Annotated in this window: 15 protein-coding genes; 9 read left to right on the forward strand and 6 right to left on the reverse strand. The window is 53.0% G+C overall.

The features are described from left to right. Positions 1 to 52: 52 nt before the first annotated feature. Positions 53 to 2,728: a bifunctional acetaldehyde-CoA/alcohol dehydrogenase gene (adhE, locus tag U869_RS0100465; RefSeq protein ID WP_025119246.1), complete on the reverse strand. Its 2,676-nt coding sequence runs from the start codon at positions 2,726 to 2,728 to the stop codon at positions 53 to 55. A gap of 724 nt (positions 2,729 to 3,452) precedes the next feature. Between adhE and U869_RS0100470 the strand changes: the two genes are divergently transcribed. The 7 genes from U869_RS0100470 to oppF all read left to right on the forward strand — a co-directional run bounded on the left by U869_RS0100470 (position 3,453) and on the right by oppF (position 12,128). After that, a complete protein-coding gene (locus tag U869_RS0100470) occupies positions 3,453 to 4,097 on the forward strand; it encodes a YchE family NAAT transporter (protein ID WP_021181228.1) in 645 nt (214 codons plus the stop codon). A 680-nt stretch (positions 4,098 to 4,777) separates the two neighbouring features. After that, positions 4,778 to 6,415 (forward strand): ABC transporter substrate-binding protein, encoded by a 1,638-nt coding sequence (locus U869_RS0100475; RefSeq protein ID WP_025119245.1) that lies wholly within the window; start codon positions 4,778 to 4,780, stop codon positions 6,413 to 6,415. Between the two features lie 152 nt (positions 6,416 to 6,567). Further along, complete coding sequence (gene oppA, locus U869_RS0100480) at positions 6,568 to 8,205, forward strand: oligopeptide ABC transporter substrate-binding protein OppA (RefSeq protein ID WP_025119244.1); 1,638 nt, start codon at positions 6,568 to 6,570, stop codon at positions 8,203 to 8,205. An 82-nt stretch (positions 8,206 to 8,287) separates the two neighbouring features. Continuing rightward, positions 8,288 to 9,208, forward strand: coding sequence for an oligopeptide ABC transporter permease OppB (gene oppB / locus U869_RS0100485; RefSeq protein WP_021181231.1), 921 nt, complete (start codon positions 8,288 to 8,290; stop codon positions 9,206 to 9,208). A 15-nt stretch (positions 9,209 to 9,223) separates the two neighbouring features. Then, positions 9,224 to 10,129, forward strand: a complete 906-nt coding sequence (gene oppC / locus U869_RS0100490; RefSeq protein WP_025119243.1) for an oligopeptide ABC transporter permease OppC — start codon at positions 9,224 to 9,226, stop codon at positions 10,127 to 10,129. A gap of 11 nt (positions 10,130 to 10,140) precedes the next feature. After that, complete coding sequence (locus U869_RS0100495; protein WP_025119242.1) at positions 10,141 to 11,133, forward strand: ABC transporter ATP-binding protein; 993 nt, start codon at positions 10,141 to 10,143, stop codon at positions 11,131 to 11,133. After that, positions 11,130 to 12,128 (forward strand): murein tripeptide/oligopeptide ABC transporter ATP binding protein OppF, encoded by a 999-nt coding sequence (gene oppF, locus U869_RS0100500; RefSeq protein WP_025119241.1) that lies wholly within the window; start codon positions 11,130 to 11,132, stop codon positions 12,126 to 12,128. Before U869_RS0100495 ends, oppF begins: the two co-directional genes overlap by 4 nt. Positions 12,129 to 12,188: 60 nt before the next feature. Here oppF and U869_RS0100505 read toward each other — a convergent pair whose 3' ends face one another. Then, entirely contained in the window at positions 12,189 to 12,512 is a 324-nt protein-coding gene (locus U869_RS0100505) for an HI1450 family dsDNA-mimic protein (protein ID WP_021181235.1), read from the reverse strand. Positions 12,513 to 12,568: 56 nt separating this feature from the next. Beyond that, on the reverse strand, positions 12,569 to 14,029 hold the full coding sequence (gene cls, locus U869_RS0100510; RefSeq protein ID WP_025119240.1) for a cardiolipin synthase: 1,461 nt from the start codon (positions 14,027 to 14,029) through the stop codon (positions 12,569 to 12,571). A gap of 235 nt (positions 14,030 to 14,264) precedes the next feature. Between cls and U869_RS30315 the strand changes: the two genes are divergently transcribed. Continuing rightward, on the forward strand, positions 14,265 to 14,441 hold the full coding sequence (locus U869_RS30315) for a YciY family protein (protein WP_071998187.1): 177 nt from the start codon (positions 14,265 to 14,267) through the stop codon (positions 14,439 to 14,441). Between the two features lie 81 nt (positions 14,442 to 14,522). On the opposite strand, the gene U869_RS0100515 is transcribed toward U869_RS30315, so the two are convergent. Beyond that, complete coding sequence (locus U869_RS0100515) at positions 14,523 to 15,014, reverse strand: Dps family protein (protein ID WP_025119239.1); 492 nt, start codon at positions 15,012 to 15,014, stop codon at positions 14,523 to 14,525. 148 nt (positions 15,015 to 15,162) lie between these two features. Then, the gene (locus U869_RS0100520; protein ID WP_025119238.1) at positions 15,163 to 16,659 is read right to left on the reverse strand and encodes an MFS transporter; all 1,497 of its coding nucleotides are present in this window, start codon (positions 16,657 to 16,659) and stop codon (positions 15,163 to 15,165) included. A gap of 122 nt (positions 16,660 to 16,781) precedes the next feature. On the opposite strand from U869_RS0100520, the gene U869_RS0100525 reads away from it, so the two are divergent. Next, positions 16,782 to 17,339, forward strand: a complete 558-nt coding sequence (locus U869_RS0100525; protein WP_025119237.1) for a TetR/AcrR family transcriptional regulator — start codon at positions 16,782 to 16,784, stop codon at positions 17,337 to 17,339. 113 nt (positions 17,340 to 17,452) lie between these two features. Here U869_RS0100525 and U869_RS0100530 read toward each other — a convergent pair whose 3' ends face one another. Beyond that, a complete protein-coding gene (locus tag U869_RS0100530) occupies positions 17,453 to 17,749 on the reverse strand; it encodes a YciI family protein (protein ID WP_025119236.1) in 297 nt (98 codons plus the stop codon). Between the last annotated feature and the right edge of the window lie 13 nt (positions 17,750 to 17,762).

Genomic DNA, 17,762 nt, shown 5'->3' on the forward strand with positions numbered 1-17,762 from the left:
TGACCATCTCATTAACCCGCCTTTCGGCGGGTTTTGACCATTCAGGGAACGGTTATTTCTTGGACTTTTTTTCCGCTTTGGCGGCAACAGGTGCTGCCGCTACCACTTCTTCTTCGGTCTCTTCGCTGAATTTGCGGCCGTAGAAGGTATCCATCAGGATTTGCTTGAGTTCAGCAATCAGCGGATAGCGTGGGTTAGCACCGGTACATTGGTCATCAAACGCGTCTTCAGACAGTTTGTCGACCTTGGCCAGGAAGTCGGCTTCTTGCACACCAGCTTCACGGATCGAAGTTGGGATACCCAAATCTGCCTTGATTTCATCCAGCCATACCAGCAGTTTCTCGATTTTCTGCGCGGTACGGTCACCAGGAGCGCTCAGGCCGAGGTGGTCTGCGATCTCTGCGTAGCGACGGCGTGCCTGCGGACGGTCATACTGGCTGAATGCAGTCTGCTTGGTCGGGTTGTCGTTGGCGTTATAACGGATAACGTTAGAGATCAACATGGCGTTGGCCAGACCGTGCGGGATATGGAACTCAGAACCCAGTTTGTGGGCCATTGAGTGGCAAACCCCCAGGAAGGCGTTGGCAAACGCGATACCAGCGATGGTCGCGGCGTTGTGCACGCGCTCACGAGCAACCGGGTTTTTCGCCCCTTCGTGATAGCTGGCTGGCAGATATTCTTTCAGCAGTTTCAGGGCTTGCAGCGCCTGGCCGTCTGAATATTCGTTGGCCAGTACGGAAACGTAGGCTTCCAGGGCGTGAGTCACCGCATCCAGGCCGCCGAAGGCGCACAGGGACTTAGGCATGTTCATGACCAGGTTGGCATCGATAATCGCCATATCCGGGGTCAGAGCATAGTCAGCCAGTGGGTATTTCTGGCCGGTGGCGTCATCGGTCACAACCGCAAACGGCGTCACTTCTGAACCGGTACCTGAAGTGGTGGTGACGGCGATCATTTTCGCTTTCACGCCCATTTTCGGGAACTTGTAGATACGCTTACGGATGTCCATAAAGCGCAGCGCCAGATCTTCGAAGTGGGTTTCAGGATGTTCGTACAGCACCCACATGATTTTCGCGGCGTCCATTGGTGAACCACCACCCAGCGCGATGATCACGTCTGGTTTGAAGGAGTTCATCTGCTCGGCACCTTTACGTACGATGCTCAGCGTTGGGTCGGCCTCGACTTCAAAGAACACTTCAGTTTCAATACCGTGCGATTTCAGAACTTTGGTGATCTGATCGGCATAGCCGTTATTGAACAGGTAGCGGTCGGTCACGATGAAGGCGCGTTTTGCCCCATCGGTAGCCACTTCTTCCAGCGCGATTGGCAGTGAGCCACGGCGGAAGTAGATTGATTTTGGAAGTTTGTGCCACAACATGTTTTCTGCTCGCTTCGCTACAGTTTTCTTGTTGATCAAATGTTTTGGACCGACGTTTTCAGAGATGGAGTTACCACCCCAGGAACCGCAGCCCAACGTCAGTGACGGAGCGAGTTTAAAGTTGTACAGGTCACCGATACCACCCTGAGAAGCAGGGGTATTGATCAGGATACGCGCGGTCTTCATTTTGTCGCCAAAATACTCGACGCGTGCAGTCTGGTTATCTTGGTCGGTGTACAGGCAAGAGGTGTGACCGATACCGCCCATGGCGACCAGTTTCTCTGCTTTGCTGACGGCGTCTTCAAAGTCTTTGGCACGATACATCGCCAGGGTAGGCGACAGTTTTTCGTGAGCAAACGGCTCGGATTCGTCCACCAATTTCACTTCACCGATCAGGATCTTGGTGTTGGCTTGTACTTTGATACCGGCCATTTCAGCAATTTTTGGTGCAGACTGGCCAACGATAGCGGCGTTCAGGCCACCGTTTTTCAGGATGATATCCTGTACGGCTTTCAGCTCTTTGCCCTGCAGCATGTAGCCACCGTGGGAAGCGAAACGTGCACGCACGGCATCATAAACAGAGTCAACCACGATCACTGACTGCTCAGAAGCACAGATTACACCGCTGTCGAAGGTTTTGGACATCAGGATAGAAGCCACTACGCGTTTGATGTCGGCAGTTTCGTCAACCACGACTGGCGTGTTACCGGCACCAACGCCGATAGCTGGTTTACCCGAGCTGTAAGCGGCTTTAACCATGCCTGGGCCACCGGTGGCCAGGATCAGGTTGATGTCTGGGTGATGCATCAACTGATTGGACAGTTCAACCGTTGGCTGGTCGATCCAACCGACGATGTCTTTCGGTGCGCCTGCTGCGATGGCTGCTTGCAGCACGATATCTGCGGCTTTGTTGGTGGCGTTCTTGGCACGTGGGTGCGGGGAGAAAATGATGCCGTTACGGGTCTTCAGGCTGATCAGCGCTTTGAAGATCGCGGTAGAAGTCGGGTTGGTGGTGGGGACGATACCGCAAATCAGGCCAATTGGCTCTGCAATGGTGATGGTACCGAAAGTGTCATCTTCGGAGAGGATCCCGCAGGTCTTTTCGTCTTTATAGGCGTTATAGATGTATTCTGAAGCGAAGTGGTTTTTGATGACCTTGTCTTCAACGATACCCATGCCTGATTCTTCAACGGCCATTTTAGCCAGAGGAATACGGGCATCTGCGGCGGCGAGGGCAGCGGCGCGGAAGATCTTATCAACTTGCTCTTGTGAGAAGTTGGCATACTCGCGCTGGGCTTTTTTGACACGTGCAACTAGCTCGTTCAATTCAGCGACATTCGTTACAGCCATGATGCTCTCCTGATAAATGTTAAACTCTTTCAGTAAATAAGCCGTTCGAGGAACTAGTATAGACATCTGCTGGGAAGGCGTCTGTTAAATGATGAGACTTTTCCCGCAGTTAGCGACCCATACTGCTGATTTACTTAAAGAGCTTTACCAAGTGCAAGTTGGTAGTAGGCAAGCGGGACAGAAATCGGTATCCATACCTTGTGCTACCTTTTGACTACGACTTAGAGCTTAACTATTCCTGAGTAGATATTTTGTGATGTACATCATAAAAATCGCATGCTGACACCTTTCAGCTCTCATTTGTTGAGAGTAATTATCAACTGAGTGCTTGGTGGTGGTGAGAATACACGAAATAACAGCAGGCGACACACAAGGTATTAACAATAGCGAATTGTTTTGTAACATTCTGTTGGAGTAGGGAAAAATGCTGTCTGGGTGGATGGATTAGCTAGCGTAATTCCATTACATTAGCGCGCATCGGCAGTGTCTCTTTTTTAAAGCTATACCCTATGGATTTCAAGTTGCAGCTAGGCGACAAGCTTGCTCATCCCCAGGAGCTTACTTTTGGGTAAGTGACTGGGGTGACAAATCTGTCGGGAACAGATTTGAACGCTGTACACAGCGGCCCCGTAAGGGGTGAGGCCCACGGATGGGCCGAATAGCTATGTGCAGGTAACAACGCTGCAGCTTGAAAGACGACGGGTATATTTATGCGGAGTTTTTCGTGGGTCAATCTCTGTTAGATTTTTCCGGCTACATCAAGTTTTTTGTCGGCCTGTTTGCGCTGGTCAACCCGGTAGGTATTTTGCCGGTGTTTATCAGCATGACCAGCTACCAGGCCGAGGTCGGGCGTAACAAAACCAACCTGACGGCTAACCTGTCGGTGGCGATCATCTTGTGGACTTCGCTGTTCCTGGGCGAGGGCATCCTGCGGATGTTCGGCATTTCCATCGATTCCTTCCGTATTGCTGGCGGCATCCTGGTGGTGACCATCGCCATGTCGATGATCAGCGGTAAGCTGGGGGAAGACAAACAGAACAAGCAAGAAAAGTCGGAAAGTGCGATCCGCGAAAGCATCGGGGTCGTGCCCTTGGCACTGCCGTTGATGGCGGGGCCGGGTGCTATCAGTTCCACCATCGTCTGGAGCTCCCGCTACCACAGCTGGCAGAACCTGTTAGGTTTTACCGTGGCGATCGCATTGTTCGCCTTCTGCTGTTGGTTATTATTCCGGGCGGCTCCGTTGCTGGTTCGCCTGCTCGGGCAAACCGGTATCAACGTCATTACCCGCATCATGGGGCTGTTGCTGATGGCGTTGGGCATCGAATTTATTGTCACCGGAATTAAAGCCATTTTCCCCGGCCTGTTATAGCCTGAAAATGCCGCGAATATCCCCGTTCGCGGCTTAAATCATTTTTTAATCATTCAAATTATCTCATTCAATGCCTTATTAAAGTGCATGACCTGCCTGCTTTTCATTCTATTGCCCAACCATGTGGCACAAATCTCACTTTATTGCTCGATAAAGCACCAGGATGTTATTTTCTACACTTTTTAAACCCGGGTGATGGCGGTTTTCTGTCTGCCTACGGTGAAAACTGGTGTTAATTTAATCACATCATTCTGTAGGGCTTGTCTCCGTTTCACACAGGTGTTATTAGTGATTAACCACGCATAGGCAGGTGTTTATTCTCTGAATGGTGATTTTGTTAACTGAATGTTTCTTTTGGCGGGCCTTTTGGGCCACGTAAAAAATCACGCGCAGAGATGGCGAAAATTGTATATTAAAATCATGTAATTACCTCGATATTGACCGGATGGAAATGACGGGTATCAGTCGGCTGGTGCGACAACAAAAGAGAAATGCTTAACATTTCTGTAAAAATTATTAGCTATGAATTTTTGCTTCTGCTAATTTCCGAGCAACTTATTCGAAAGAATTTTCTTAGCTTTGGCTTGCCGAGTAGGAATGATTCTTGCTGGTATCCGTTTAAATCAACGCATGATAACTATTTCACAATTATTGCTTTGCAGAGAAAAGGAGCCTGAACTATGCAGTCCACCAAGAAGCACCGACCGTTAGCCGTTATCATCGCCGCCGTATTGGCGATGGGCGCCAGCCAAAACTTGCAGGCAGCAGACGTTCCCGCTGGTGTGCAACTGGCACCCGTTCAGAACATGGTGATTAACAACGGTTCGGAAGTCGCTTCGTTGGATCCGCATAAAGTTGAAGGCACGCCCGAAAGCAATATTATCCTCAACCTGTTAGAAGGGTTGGTCAGCACCGATGCCAATGGCCATCTTGCGCCGGCGGTAGCGGAAAGCTGGGAAAATAACGCCTATAAAACCTGGACGTTCCACCTACGCAAAGATGCGGTGTGGAGTGATGGTTCCCCGGTGACTGCGCAAGATTTCGTGTATAGCTGGCAGCGCCTGGCGGATCCCAAAACCGGCTCTCCCTATGCCAGCTATCTGCAATACGCCAGAATCGACAATATCGACGCTATTCTGAGTGGTAAAAAACCGGCTCAATCGCTTGGCGTCAGCGCCGTTGACGATAAAACGCTGCAGGTGACGCTTAGCGAACCGGTGCCTTATTTTGTCAGCATGCTTTCTCATACCTCGATGAGGCCGGTAAAACAGTCCGTGGTGGAGAAGTTTGGCGACAAGTGGACTCTGCCGCAGAATTATGTGGGTAACGGAGCCTATCGCATCACACAGTGGGTGGTGAATGAGCGTATCGTCCTTGAGCGCAGCCCGAGCTACTGGGATAATAATAAAACGGTGATCCAACAGGCGACCTTCCTGCCGTTATCCTCCGAGGTCAGCGATATTAACCGTTATCGCAGCGGTGAAATCGATATTACCAACAGCGCCATCCCGCCGAATCTGTACGCCAAAATGAAGAGTGAGATCCCGGAGCAACTGCACGTTAACCCTTACCTGTGCACGTTCTATTATGAGATCAACAATCAGCGCGCGCCGTTCACCGACGAGCGAGTGCGTACGGCAGTCAAATTGACGCTGGATCGCGACATCATCGCCAACAAGATCATGGGCCAGGGCCAGATCCCGGCCTACAGCTTTACCCCGACCTTTACCGAAGGGGGCAACTTCAGCCAGCCTGAATGGGCAGGGTGGACGCAGGAACAACGCAACGAAGAAGCGAAGAAGCTGCTGACACAGGCCGGGTTTACCGCTGACAAGCCGCTCAAGTTTACCCTGCTGTACAACACCTCCGATCAAAATAAGCAGCAAGCCATTGCCGCGGCGTCGATGTGGAAGAAAAACCTCGGTGCCCAGGTCACGCTGCAAAACCAGGAGTGGAAAACGTCGCTACAGAGCCGTCATGAAGGGCAGTTTGATGTAGCCCGTGCCACCTGGTGTGGTGATTACAATGAGCCGAGCGCGTTTTTGAACATGCTGCTTTCCAACAGCAGCAACAATACCTTCTTCTATAAAAGCCCGGCGTTCGATGCGCTGATGGCCAGTACCTTGCAAGCGTCGGATGCCGCTGCGCGCAGCGCTATTTATCAGCAGGCTGAGACCTTGCTGGACAAGGATTCTGCGCTGGTTCCGGTCTATTACCGGGTCAGTGCACGTCTGGTCAAGCCTAGGGTCGGCGGTTTCACCGGTAAAGATCCGCAGGACTATATCAATCTGAAAAATTTCTACCTGATTAAAGAGTAATGAAGGGTATGACCGGTGGTGATAGCGGCCGGGCATACACAGGAAAGGCAGCGCCGTTTGTTCCACGGCGTCCAGCCATAGCAACCACCCGGTTAACGGGCAACGCAGCTCCCACGACGGAGTTGTGATAATAAAAACTGGAGTTTATACACATGACCAACATCACGAAGAAGTCCCTGCTGGCAGCAGGCATTATGGCGGCGCTAGGTTTTACTGCGGTGGGAACTGCCTTTGCGGCTGAAGTGCCTGCGGGCGTACAGCTGGCGGATAAGCAGGAAATCGTTAAAAACAACGGTTCCGAAGTGCAATCCCTTGACCCGCATAAAATCGAAGGCGTGCCGGAAAATAACGTGACACGCGATCTGATTGAAGGGCTGGCCAACAACAGTCTGGATGGTTCAGTGGTGCCGGGCGTGGCAGAAAGCTGGGATAACAAAGATTTTAAAGTGTGGACCTTCCACCTGCGTAAAGATGCCAAATGGTCAAATGGTGAGCCGGTAACGGCACAAGATTTCGTGTATAGCTGGCAGCGTTTGGTCGATCCGAAGACTGCCTCTCCTTATGCCAGCTATCTGCAATATGCCCACGTGGAAAACGTGGATGACATCATTGCCGGTAAAAAAGACAAATCGACGCTGGGCGTGAAAGCCATCGACGATCATACCTTCCAGGTCACGCTGACCGAACCGGTCCCGTATCTGGTAGAAATGACCCCGCACTACGCCATGAAGCCAGTGAACAAAGAAGTGGTAGAGAAGTTTGGCGAAAAATGGACCCTGCCGCAAAACTACGTCAGCAACGGCGCTTACAAGCTGAAAGACTGGGTGGTTAACGAACGTATCGTGCTGGAACGTAACCCGGAGTATTGGGATAACGCGAAAACCATCATTAATAAAGTCACCTTCCTGCCGATTGCTTCAGAAGTGACCGACGTTAACCGCTACCGCACCGGCGAAATCGACATGACCTATAACAACATGCCGATCGAGCTGTTCCAGAAGCTGAAAAAAGAGATCCCGAACGAAGTTCACGTCGACCCGTATCTGTGTACTTACTACTATGAAATCAACAACCAGAAGGCACCGTTTACCGATGCTCGCGTGCGTGAAGCGCTGAAGTTGGGGATGGATCGCGACATTATCGTCAACAAGGTGAAGAACCAGGGCGATCTGCCAGCCTACAGCTTCACACCGCCTTACACCGATGGTGCCAAGTTGACGCCGCCAGAATGGTTTGGCTGGTCTCAGGACAAGCGTAACGAAGAAGCCAAGAAACTGCTGGCAGAAGCGGGCTATGGCCCAGGCAAACCGCTGACCTTCTCACTGCTGTACAACACTTCAGATCTGCACAAGAAACTGGCTATTGCCGCTGCGTCTATCTGGAAGAAAAACCTGGGTGTGGACGTGAAGCTGGTGAACCAGGAGTGGAAAACCTTCCTGGATACCCGCCATCAGGGGACCTATGACGTGTCACGTGCTGGTTGGTGTGCGGATTATAACGAGCCAAGCTCCTTCCTGAACATGATGCTGTCCGACAGCAGCAGTAACACCCCGCACTATAAGAGCGCAGAATTCGACAAGCTGATGGGCAACGTGCTGACAGCGAAAACCAAAGAAGAGCGTGCCGAGCTGTATCAGAAAGCCGAAGTGCAATTGGATAAAGACTCTGCCATCGTTCCACTTTATTACTATGTGAATGCTCGCCTGGTGAAACCTTACGTGGGTGGTTATTCAGGTAAAGATCCACTGGATAACGTTTACGACAAAAACCTGTACATCATCAAACATTGATGCGGCAAGGGCTGGCGGCACAGGTCGCCGGCCCATTTCAAGACTATAAGCCGTTATCAGGCTGAAGCACAGGGCTAGGGCAATGCTTAAATTTATCTTTCGTCGCTTGTTAGAGGCGATCCCGACACTATTTATCCTTATCACCATCTCCTTCTTTATGATGCGCCTCGCACCCGGCAGCCCATTTACCGGTGAACGCGCGCTGCCACCCGAAGTGTTGGCCAATATTGAAGCCAAATATCACCTTAATGATCCGATCTGGAAACAGTACGGCCATTATTTGGTGCAGCTGTCGCAAGGTGATTTTGGCCCTTCGTTCAAATACAAAGATTATTCGGTTAATGACCTGGTCAAAGCCTCATTCCCCGTCTCGGCCAAACTGGGCTTTGCCGCCTTCGTACTGGCGGTGGTGCTGGGGGTGAGCGCAGGGGTCATTGCTGCGTTGAATCAGAATACCAAGTGGGACTATACGGTGATGGGGTTCGCCATGACCGGTGTGGTGATCCCCAGCTTTGTCGTCGCACCGTTATTGGTGCTGATTTTTGCCATCACCCTTAAATGGTTGCCCGGTGGCGGTTGGAACGGTGGGGCGCTGAAGTTCATGATCCTGCCGATGGTGGCGCTGTCTCTGGCTTACATCGCCAGTATCGCCCGTATAACCCGTGGCTCGATGATTGAAGTGCTGCACTCCAACTTTATCCGTACCGCCCGTGCCAAAGGTTTACCGATGCGTCGTATCATTTTGCGCCACGCGTTAAAGCCTGCGTTGCTGCCGGTGCTGTCGTATATGGGGCCAGCGTTTGTAGGGATTATTACCGGTTCGATGGTCATCGAAACCATCTACGGTTTACCGGGCATTGGCCAGCTGTTCGTTAACGGCGCACTGAACCGTGACTACTCGCTGGTGTTGAGCCTGACCATTCTGGTCGGTGGCTTGACCATCCTGTTTAACGCGATCGTCGACGTGCTGTATGCCGTGATCGATCCGAAAATCCGTTACTAAGCTGGAGCACGCAAGATGTTGACGAAAAAGAACAGCGAAGCTCTGGAAAACTTCAGCGAAAAGCTGGAAGTTGAAGGGCGCAGTCTGTGGCAGGATGCTCGCCGCCGCTTTATGCATAACCGTGCGGCGGTGACCAGCCTGTTTGTGTTGGCGTTGATCACCCTGTTTGTGATCTGTGCCCCTTGGTTGTCGCAGTTTGCTTATGACGACACCGATTGGGCAATGATGTCCGCCGCGCCAAACCTGGAGTCTGGGCACTATTTTGGTACCGACTCTTCAGGACGTGACCTGCTGGTGCGTGTGGCCATTGGTGGGCGTATTTCTCTGATGGTCGGCGTGGCTGCGGCGCTGGTGGCCGTGGTGTTGGGCACTCTGTACGGTTCCCTGTCTGGTTATCTGGGCGGCAAGACCGACTCGGTAATGATGCGTTTGCTGGAGATCCTCAACTCCTTCCCGTTCATGTTCTTTGTGATCCTGCTGGTGACCTTCTTCGGGCAAAACATCCTGCTGATCTTTGTGGCGATCGGCATGGTGTCGTGGCTGGATATGGCACGTATTGTGCGCGGGCAGACGCTCAGCCTGAAACGTAAAGAGTTTATCGAAGCGGCACTGGTCTGTGGCGTGTCGACCCGTAATATCGTCCTGCGGCATATCGTGCCGAACGTACTGGGCGTGGTGGTGGTGTACGCCTCACTGCTGGTGCCGAGCATGATCCTGTTTGAATCCTTCCTCAGCTTCTTGGGGTTGGGGACTCAGGAGCCATTGAGCAGTTGGGGCGCCTTGCTGAGCGATGGGGCCAACTCGATGGAAGTCTCACCGTGGTTGCTGCTGTTCCCAGCCTGTTTCCTGGTTATCACTCTGTTTTGTTTCAACTTTATCGGCGATGGCCTGCGTGATGCCCTCGACCCGAAAGATCGTTAAGGAGTGCAACCATGAGCAATAATTCTCAACCACAAAATGGTCTGCTGCTGGATGTCAAAGATCTGCGTGTGACCTTCGGTACGCCAGACGGTGACGTCACCGCAGTGAACGATCTCAACTTCGACCTGCGTGCGGGGGAGACCCTGGGCATCGTCGGCGAGTCTGGTTCGGGCAAGTCACAAACGGCGTTTGCGCTGATGGGCTTGTTGGCCAGCAATGGCCGGATTGGTGGCTCGGCAAAATTCAATGGCCGTGAAATCCTCAATCTGCCGGAAAAACAACTGAACAAGTTGCGGGCCGAAGAGATCTCGATGATTTTCCAGGACCCGATGACCTCGTTGAACCCGTATATGCGCGTTGGCGAACAGCTGATGGAAGTGCTGATGCTGCATAAGAAAATGAGCAAAAGCGAAGCGTTTGAAGAGTCGGTACGCATGTTGGACGCCGTTAAAATGCCAGAGGCTCGCAAGCGTATGCGCATGTATCCGCATGAATTCTCCGGCGGGATGCGCCAGCGTGTGATGATTGCCATGGCGTTGCTGTGTCGGCCAAAGCTGCTGATTGCTGATGAACCTACCACCGCGCTGGATGTTACCGTACAGGCGCAGATCATGACGCTGCTGAACGAACTGAAGCGTGAATTCAATACGGCGATCATTATGATCACCCATGATTTGGGCGTCGTGGCCGGGATCTGCAATAAGGTCTTGGTGATGTACGCTGGGCGTACTATGGAATACGGCAGCGCCCGCGATGTGTTTTACCATCCGAGCCACCCATACTCCATCGGCCTGCTCAATGCGGTACCGCGTCTGGATGCCGAAGGTGAAGCACTAATGACCATCCCCGGCAACCCGCCGAATCTGTTGCGGTTGCCGAAAGGCTGCCCGTTCCAACCGCGTTGCCCACATGCGATGGAACAGTGCGCGAGTGCTCCGCCATTGGAGCAGTTTGGTGAAGGGCGCTTGCGCGCCTGTTTCAAGCCGGTGGAGGCGTTGGTATGACCGCAACCGATAAAAGAGTGCTGCTGGAAGTCGCAGACCTGAAAGTTCACTTCGATATTCATGATGACAAACAGTGGTTCTGGCAGGCTCCGAAAACGCTCAAGGCAGTAGACGGCGTTACCGTACGCCTGTTTGAAGGTGAAACGCTAGGGGTAGTCGGTGAGTCAGGCTGTGGCAAGTCCACCTTTGCCCGGGCGATTATCGGCCTGGTGAAGGCGACCAGCGGCCGCGTGGCCTGGTTGGGCAAAGATCTGCTGGGCATGAGCGATGCCGATTGGCGCAAGACGCGCAGCGATATCCAGATGATTTTTCAGGATCCGCTGGCCTCGCTGAACCCGCGTATGACCATCGGTGAGATTATCGCCGAGCCGTTGCGCACCTATAACCCTAAAATGCCGCGTCAGGAAGTGAAGGATAAGGTCAAGGCGATGATGTTGAAGGTCGGCCTGTTGCCTAACCTGATCAACCGTTATCCCCATGAGTTCTCCGGTGGACAGTGTCAGCGTATCGGTATTGCCCGTGCCTTGATCCTGGAGCCGAAGCTGATCATTTGTGATGAACCGGTCTCCGCTCTGGACGTTTCAATCCAGGCGCAGGTGGTGAATCTCTTGCAGCAACTACAACGCGAGATGGGGTTATCTTTGATCTTTATCGCCCACGATCTGGCGGTGGTCAAACACATTTCCGATCGGGTGCTGGTGATGTATCTGGGCCATGCGGTGGAGTTGGGGACTTATGATGAGGTGTATCATAACCCGCAGCATCCTTATACCAAGGCGCTGATGTCAGCCGTGCCGGTGCCGGATCCTGACAAGGAGAAGGAAAAGCAGATCCAACTGCTGGAAGGGGAACTGCCATCGCCGATCAACCCGCCTTCAGGCTGCGTGTTCCGTACCCGCTGCCCAATTGCCGGGCCGGAATGCGCCGTAACGCGTCCGCTGCTGGAAGGCAGTTTCCGCCATGCGGTATCCTGCCTGAAAGTTGACCCGTTATAATGGGTTGATGAGGAATAAAAAACCTGCCATTTGGCAGGTTTTTTTATACCGCTAACCGGCTTACTCTTTCCACAAAATGTGGCAAAGCTTGTTGTCTTTCTCACGGCAGATCAGTACGCGGGCAAACACATCGTTGATTGGCTCACCGTCGCTGTCCGCCAGGCCGATAACGACCTCGGCGAAGAAGTCCGGGTTCAAATCATAATCCACGTGTTCCTGCCAATCTTCTGCCGGATCGTATAGCTCGGCACCGCCGCGCTCTTCAAACTGTAAATTGAACAGCAGAATATCCGCTGGATCCAGATTGTCGCCGGCCAGTTCAAGGAAGATGTCGTAGGCTTGTTCCAGCGTTTCATCTTCGGTAAGGCGATTATTCAAGTCCATATAAAAATCCTGATAACAAATGATTTGAGGTTATTAAACCACGCTCGTTGCCGCTTTTACAGCAACGGGCTGAAAAAGTAAAACAGGCGTTCAACGATGCGGTGCCAGAACGGGCGCTTTTGCCACTGTTTTTCGTCCAGTAACTGCGAGCGTGCGATGTAATCATCTTGCACACAGGCCAGATCGGCACCAAAACCGCCGTCGTCAATCACCAACGTGATCTCAAAGTTCAGCCACAGGCTGCGCATATCCAGATTGACCGTGCCGACCAGGCTGAGCTGGCCATCGACCAGCACGCTCTTGGTATGTAACAACCCGCCTTCAAACTGGTAAATCTTCACGCCCGCTTCCAACAGCTCAGAGAAGAAAGCGCGGCTGGCCCAGCGCACCAGCATAGAGTCATTTTGGCGAGGGACGATAATGCTGACGTCAACGCCGCGCAGCGCTGCGGTGCAGATGGCGTGTAACAGATCGTCGCTTGGCACGAGATAGGGGGTAGTCATGATCAACTGCTCACGAGCGGAATAGACCGCCGTTAACAGTGCCTGATGGATCATCTCTTCCGGGAAACCGGGGCCGGAGGCAATGACCTGAATAGTATGGCCAGTTTCCTGTTCGAACGGCATGACGTTGACGTCGGGTGGCGGTGGCAGAATGCGCTTGCCGGTTTCGATCTCCCAGTCACAGGCGTAAACGATACCCATGGTGGTTGCCACCGGGCCTTCCATGCGCGCCATCAGGTCGATCCATTGGCCAACGCCCGCATCCTGCTTGAAGAAGCGTGGGTCGACCATATTCATGCTACCGGTGTAGGCGATGTAATTGTCTATCAGCACCACTTTGCGATGCTGTCTCAGGTCCATGCGGCGCAGGAACACGCGGAACAGGTTAACCTTGAGTGACTCCACCACTTCGATACCGGCATTACGCATCATGCCAGGGTAAGGGCTGCGGAAAAACTGCACGCTGCCAGCAGAGTCCAGCATCAAACGGCAATGCACGCCACGGCGCGCGGCGGCCATCAATGATTCGGCCACCTGATCGACTTGCCCACCGGGTTGCCAGATATAAAACACCATCTCAATATTATGGCGCGCCAGTTCGATATCTCGCACCAGGGCGTTCAGGGTGGAGTCGGTGGTGGTCAGCAACTGTAACTGGTTGCCTTTGACACCATCAATGCCCTGGCGGTGGTGGCACAGCTGGAACAACGGGCGGGCCACTTCGCTGTACTCGGTAGCAAAGATCCGGCTACTTCCCTTAAGTTCGTTCAACCAGCGAGCGGTTGAGGGCCACATGGCCTTGGCGCGCTCGGCACGGCGTTTGCCCAAGTGCAATTCGCCAAAGGATAAATAAGCGACGATACCGACCAAGGGCAGAATATAAATGACCAGCAGCCAAGCCATGGCCGAAGGCACGGTGCGTCGTTTCATCAGAATGCGCAATGTGACCCCGGCGATAAGCAGCCAGTAGCCGAACACCAAGAGCCAACTAATTACGGTATAAAAGGTTGTCATAAAGGCAAAAATTTCCGTTCGTAAGCCACCAATAATGAGTGTACGCACAGAACAACAAAGGTGAAACCTTTTCTCGGTCGTTAAGTTACATAAAAATGATTGACCAAAGGGACTTGCCGAAAATAAAAAACCTGCTTTTTATGCAGGGAGGGTCAACAAAGGAATTAACGGGCGGCTTGGATCATACGTTGAAAGGACTATAATGCCCGCGGTTGGCATTAGTGGGGAACGAAAATTGAGACGCAGTAGAAATGAAGTGGGCCGCTGGAGGATGTTACGGCAGGTCCAGAGGCGCAGGCACCGTTGGTTAGAACGCCAGTCGTGCAGCAATCGGCATATCATTCGGGTTCGTCGCCGTTTGGACGATCAGCACCGCAGAGCCTTACTGTTTGTCGTGGCTTACGAGTGGTAACAGCAAAACAGCCCGTTATGGGCTGTTTTGTTATCTGACAAACAAACGGGCGCAGCATGCCGCGCCCTTCACAGGTTTGAGTTATTTACCCAGGTAGGCGTTCAACATCCACACCTGCTTTTCCTGCTCTTTGATGTAATCACTCATCAGCGAAGAGGTGCCCTCATCACCGGCCTCTGCGGCCAGTGCCAGCAGCTCGCGCTGCTGTTGCAACAGAATGGCATAACCATCCAGCAAGCCGCGCAGGGTGCCTTTATCGTCGGTGACATTGGTGTCTTCTTTGATGTCTGCCGTTTTCAGATAGTCACTAAAAGCGTGACGAGGCTGTGAACCCAGCGTCAGGATACGCTCTGCCAGCTCATCGACCTTGGTCAGCAGATCGTTATAGGTTTCTTCAAACTTGACGTGCAGCTCAAAGAAGTGCGGGCCGGAAATATTCCAATGATAGCCGCGTACGTTCATATACAGCACCTGATAGTTCGCCAGTAAGGCGTTCAGTGCCTCAGAGAGTTTTGCAGATTGTTTGGTGTCCAGGCCGATATGAGTCTTGGTCGTTTTCTTTGCCGTTGCCATAAAAATCTTCTCCTGATTATGTGTTTCGAGTATCTAACGTGATATCCATACAAAACAGGTTAACCGGATCTATCATAAGGTTAAAGACGATAGTAAGCATCAATTCAATCGTTCAAACCAATTTACCCGTTGTCTTGCAAACTTAACCTTAGCGGTTAAAACAATCCTGCGACTTTTTGCGCAAAGCAAATTTTAGCACACCGGCGCTCAGGCTGGTGAGTAATGCGGCGGCGATCAGCACAGCGATAAATGCCTGATCAAAGGCACCTCTCGCCAATTGAGTCAGCCTTGCTGCGCTGTCTGCCCCCATTTCTCCCGCCAGCCGCAGCGCCTCATCAATGCTGTCATAGGCGAGATCGCCTGCGGGCAGGTTGGCTGGCAACACTAGGCTGTGGCTGTAAACTGCCGTCATCAATCCGCCTAGCAGTGTGATGCCTAGCACGCCACCCAACTCCCACGAAACATCTTCAATCGCGGCAACCATGCCTGCCTTGTCTTCAGGAGCGTTGAGCATAATGGCCGTTGAGGCCGCGGTGATGGCTCCGCCCAGGCCAAAGCCCACCACAAACAGGCAGACCAACTGCATAATGACGTTGCCTTGATACCACAGGGCAACACCGGCAATGCCTAAGGCCGTGAGAATAAAACCGCCCACCAACATGTAGCGTTCGCCATAGCGCGGTAGCAAAGCCCCAGCTAACGGGCCAGCCAGTGCCGAGGCGACCGGAATGGGCAAAATAAACAGCGCGGCCAGCAGAGGTGTCATGCCTAGCACCAACTGCAACCGCTGGCTTAGCACCAGTTCAACCCCGACCAGCGCGATCATTGAGACGATCGCCACGCCGACGCCGCTGGCAAACAGGCGGTTACGGAACAACGAGAAATCGACCATTGGGTATTGTGCCCGTTGCTGGCGGCGGACAAACAGGGTCAGGAACAGCGTACCTAACACCGCGGCAATGGCGAAGTCACTCAGGGAGAAGGCGGGTTTGCTCAGCTCTTTCAGTGCATAGATCGACGCCACCAGGCCGAACATGATCTGCAGTGAACTGATAAAGTCGCAGGGGCGTTGGCTGTTCCCACCGCAACGGGGGATCAGATAGACCGCCAGCGGCAGGACCAGCATCACCACGGGGACGTTGATCAGAAACACCGAGCCCCACCAGAAATAGGACAGCAGAACACCGCCCACCACCGGGCCAAGTGCGGCGGCACCGGAAGCCACTGCGGCCCAGATACCGATTGCCAGCGCACGTTCACGCTCATCGGTGAAGACGTGGCGCACGATAGATAGGGTGGCGGGCATCATCATGGCAGCTCCGACGGCCAGGAAAGCCCGTGAGGCAATCAGCAGCTCGGCGCTGGGAGAGAATGCGGCACATAGCGAAGCCAGGGCAAACACCGGTAGTCCGGCAATAAACATTTTCTTATGGCCGATGCGATCGCTTAACATACCTGCGCCGGGCAGCAAGCCAGCAACCACCAATGGGTAGGCGTTAACGATCCACAGTTTTTGCGAGGCAGTGGCATCCAATGCCTGGGTGAGGCGAGGCAACGCGGTGTAAAGCACCGTCATATCGGTAATGATTAAAAATAGCGCACTGGAGATCATTGCCAGGATCAGCCAGCGGTTTTGGGCGTGCATAACAGAGTATCCTAGTAAACCGATGACGCGGCTGCGTCACCTTACGGCAACCATCCGCTAGTAGCGATGGTATACTGCACTAATATAAATCCATACGTACGTATTGAAAAGAGGATTTCTCAATGGGCCGTCAACGGAGTATCGATCGTGACAAGGTTCTGGACACCGCAGAAGAGATTGTGGCGACCCAAGGAGCGGCAGGGCTAACCATTGATTCGGTGGCCAAGGCCATGGGGATTTCCAAGGGCGGGGTGCAATACTGTTTTGGTAGCAAAGATGCGCTTATCGATGCGATGTTCGACCGTTGGGGAAAAGCCTATGAGCAAGTTTTTGACAATATTGCGGGCAGTGAGCCGGACCCACTAACCATCGTCCAGGCGCATATGCAAGCCACACGCAGCTCGGATCAGGCTTCCAGCGCCAAGGCTGCCGGCCTGATGGCGACGTTAATCCAGACGCCGGAGCACCTGGACAGCACGCGAGAATGGTATCGCAGCCGAATCGCCGGATTGGATTTGACTACAGAGCAAGGGAGGAAGGCGCGATTGGCCTTTCTGGCCACCGAAGGCGCTTTTATGCTGCGCTTCTTCGGTTTTATGGATATCGACCAGCAGGAATGGGAAGAGATGTTCGGCGATCTGCAAAAGTGGGTTCTTAACGAGACGGATCGCAAGGGCTAACCTATCGCATCGATAGATGGCGGCCTGCCCGCACGGCGAGTATCTTTAACGCATAAAGATATTCCCTCGAAGAACCCACTTTAGCCAGCCACTCCGTGCTGGCTTTTTTTTGCTTAAAATACTTGCTTGAACGGTTTTACCGTGACGTCACCGTACACGCCCGCATCCACGTACGGATCTTGTGCCGCCCAGGATTTTGCCGCTTCCAGCGAAGAGAATTCGGCGATCACGGTAGAACCGGTAAACCCGGCCTGACCTGGATCGTTGCTATCGATAGCCGGGTTAGGGCCAGCGACCACGAGTCTGCCTTCGTCACGCAGCGCCTGCAGACGAGCCAGATGGGCGGGGCGAACGGCCAGGCGTTTTTCCAGCGAGCCGGGTACGTCTTGTGCGTAGATCAGATAAAGCATATTTCACCTTTAA

The organism is Serratia sp. H1w, from assembly GCF_000633355.1.
Taxonomy (GTDB): domain Bacteria; phylum Pseudomonadota; class Gammaproteobacteria; order Enterobacterales; family Enterobacteriaceae; genus Chania.

Bases quoted from the DNA above. Each gene is read 5' to 3' on its own strand.
- oppB (WP_021181231.1), top strand. From the start codon at position 8,288: ATGCTTAAATTTATCTTTCGTCGCTTGTTAGAGGCGATCCCGACACTA.
- cls (WP_025119240.1), bottom strand. From the start codon at position 14,029: ATGACAACCTTTTATACCGTAATTAGTTGGCTCTTGGTGTTCGGCTAC.
- U869_RS0100495 (WP_025119242.1), top strand. From the start codon at position 10,141: ATGAGCAATAATTCTCAACCACAAAATGGTCTGCTGCTGGATGTCAAA.
- oppF (WP_025119241.1), top strand. From the start codon at position 11,130: ATGACCGCAACCGATAAAAGAGTGCTGCTGGAAGTCGCAGACCTGAAA.
- U869_RS0100530 (WP_025119236.1), bottom strand. From the start codon at position 17,749: ATGCTTTATCTGATCTACGCACAAGACGTACCCGGCTCGCTGGAAAAA.
- U869_RS0100520 (WP_025119238.1), bottom strand. From the start codon at position 16,659: ATGCACGCCCAAAACCGCTGGCTGATCCTGGCAATGATCTCCAGTGCG.
- U869_RS0100515 (WP_025119239.1), bottom strand. From the start codon at position 15,014: ATGGCAACGGCAAAGAAAACGACCAAGACTCATATCGGCCTGGACACC.
- U869_RS0100505 (WP_021181235.1), bottom strand. From the start codon at position 12,512: ATGGACTTGAATAATCGCCTTACCGAAGATGAAACGCTGGAACAAGCC.
- oppC (WP_025119243.1), top strand. From the start codon at position 9,224: ATGTTGACGAAAAAGAACAGCGAAGCTCTGGAAAACTTCAGCGAAAAG.
- U869_RS0100525 (WP_025119237.1), top strand. From the start codon at position 16,782: ATGGGCCGTCAACGGAGTATCGATCGTGACAAGGTTCTGGACACCGCA.
- oppA (WP_025119244.1), top strand. From the start codon at position 6,568: ATGACCAACATCACGAAGAAGTCCCTGCTGGCAGCAGGCATTATGGCG.
- adhE (WP_025119246.1), bottom strand. From the start codon at position 2,728: ATGGCTGTAACGAATGTCGCTGAATTGAACGAGCTAGTTGCACGTGTC.
- U869_RS0100475 (WP_025119245.1), top strand. From the start codon at position 4,778: ATGCAGTCCACCAAGAAGCACCGACCGTTAGCCGTTATCATCGCCGCC.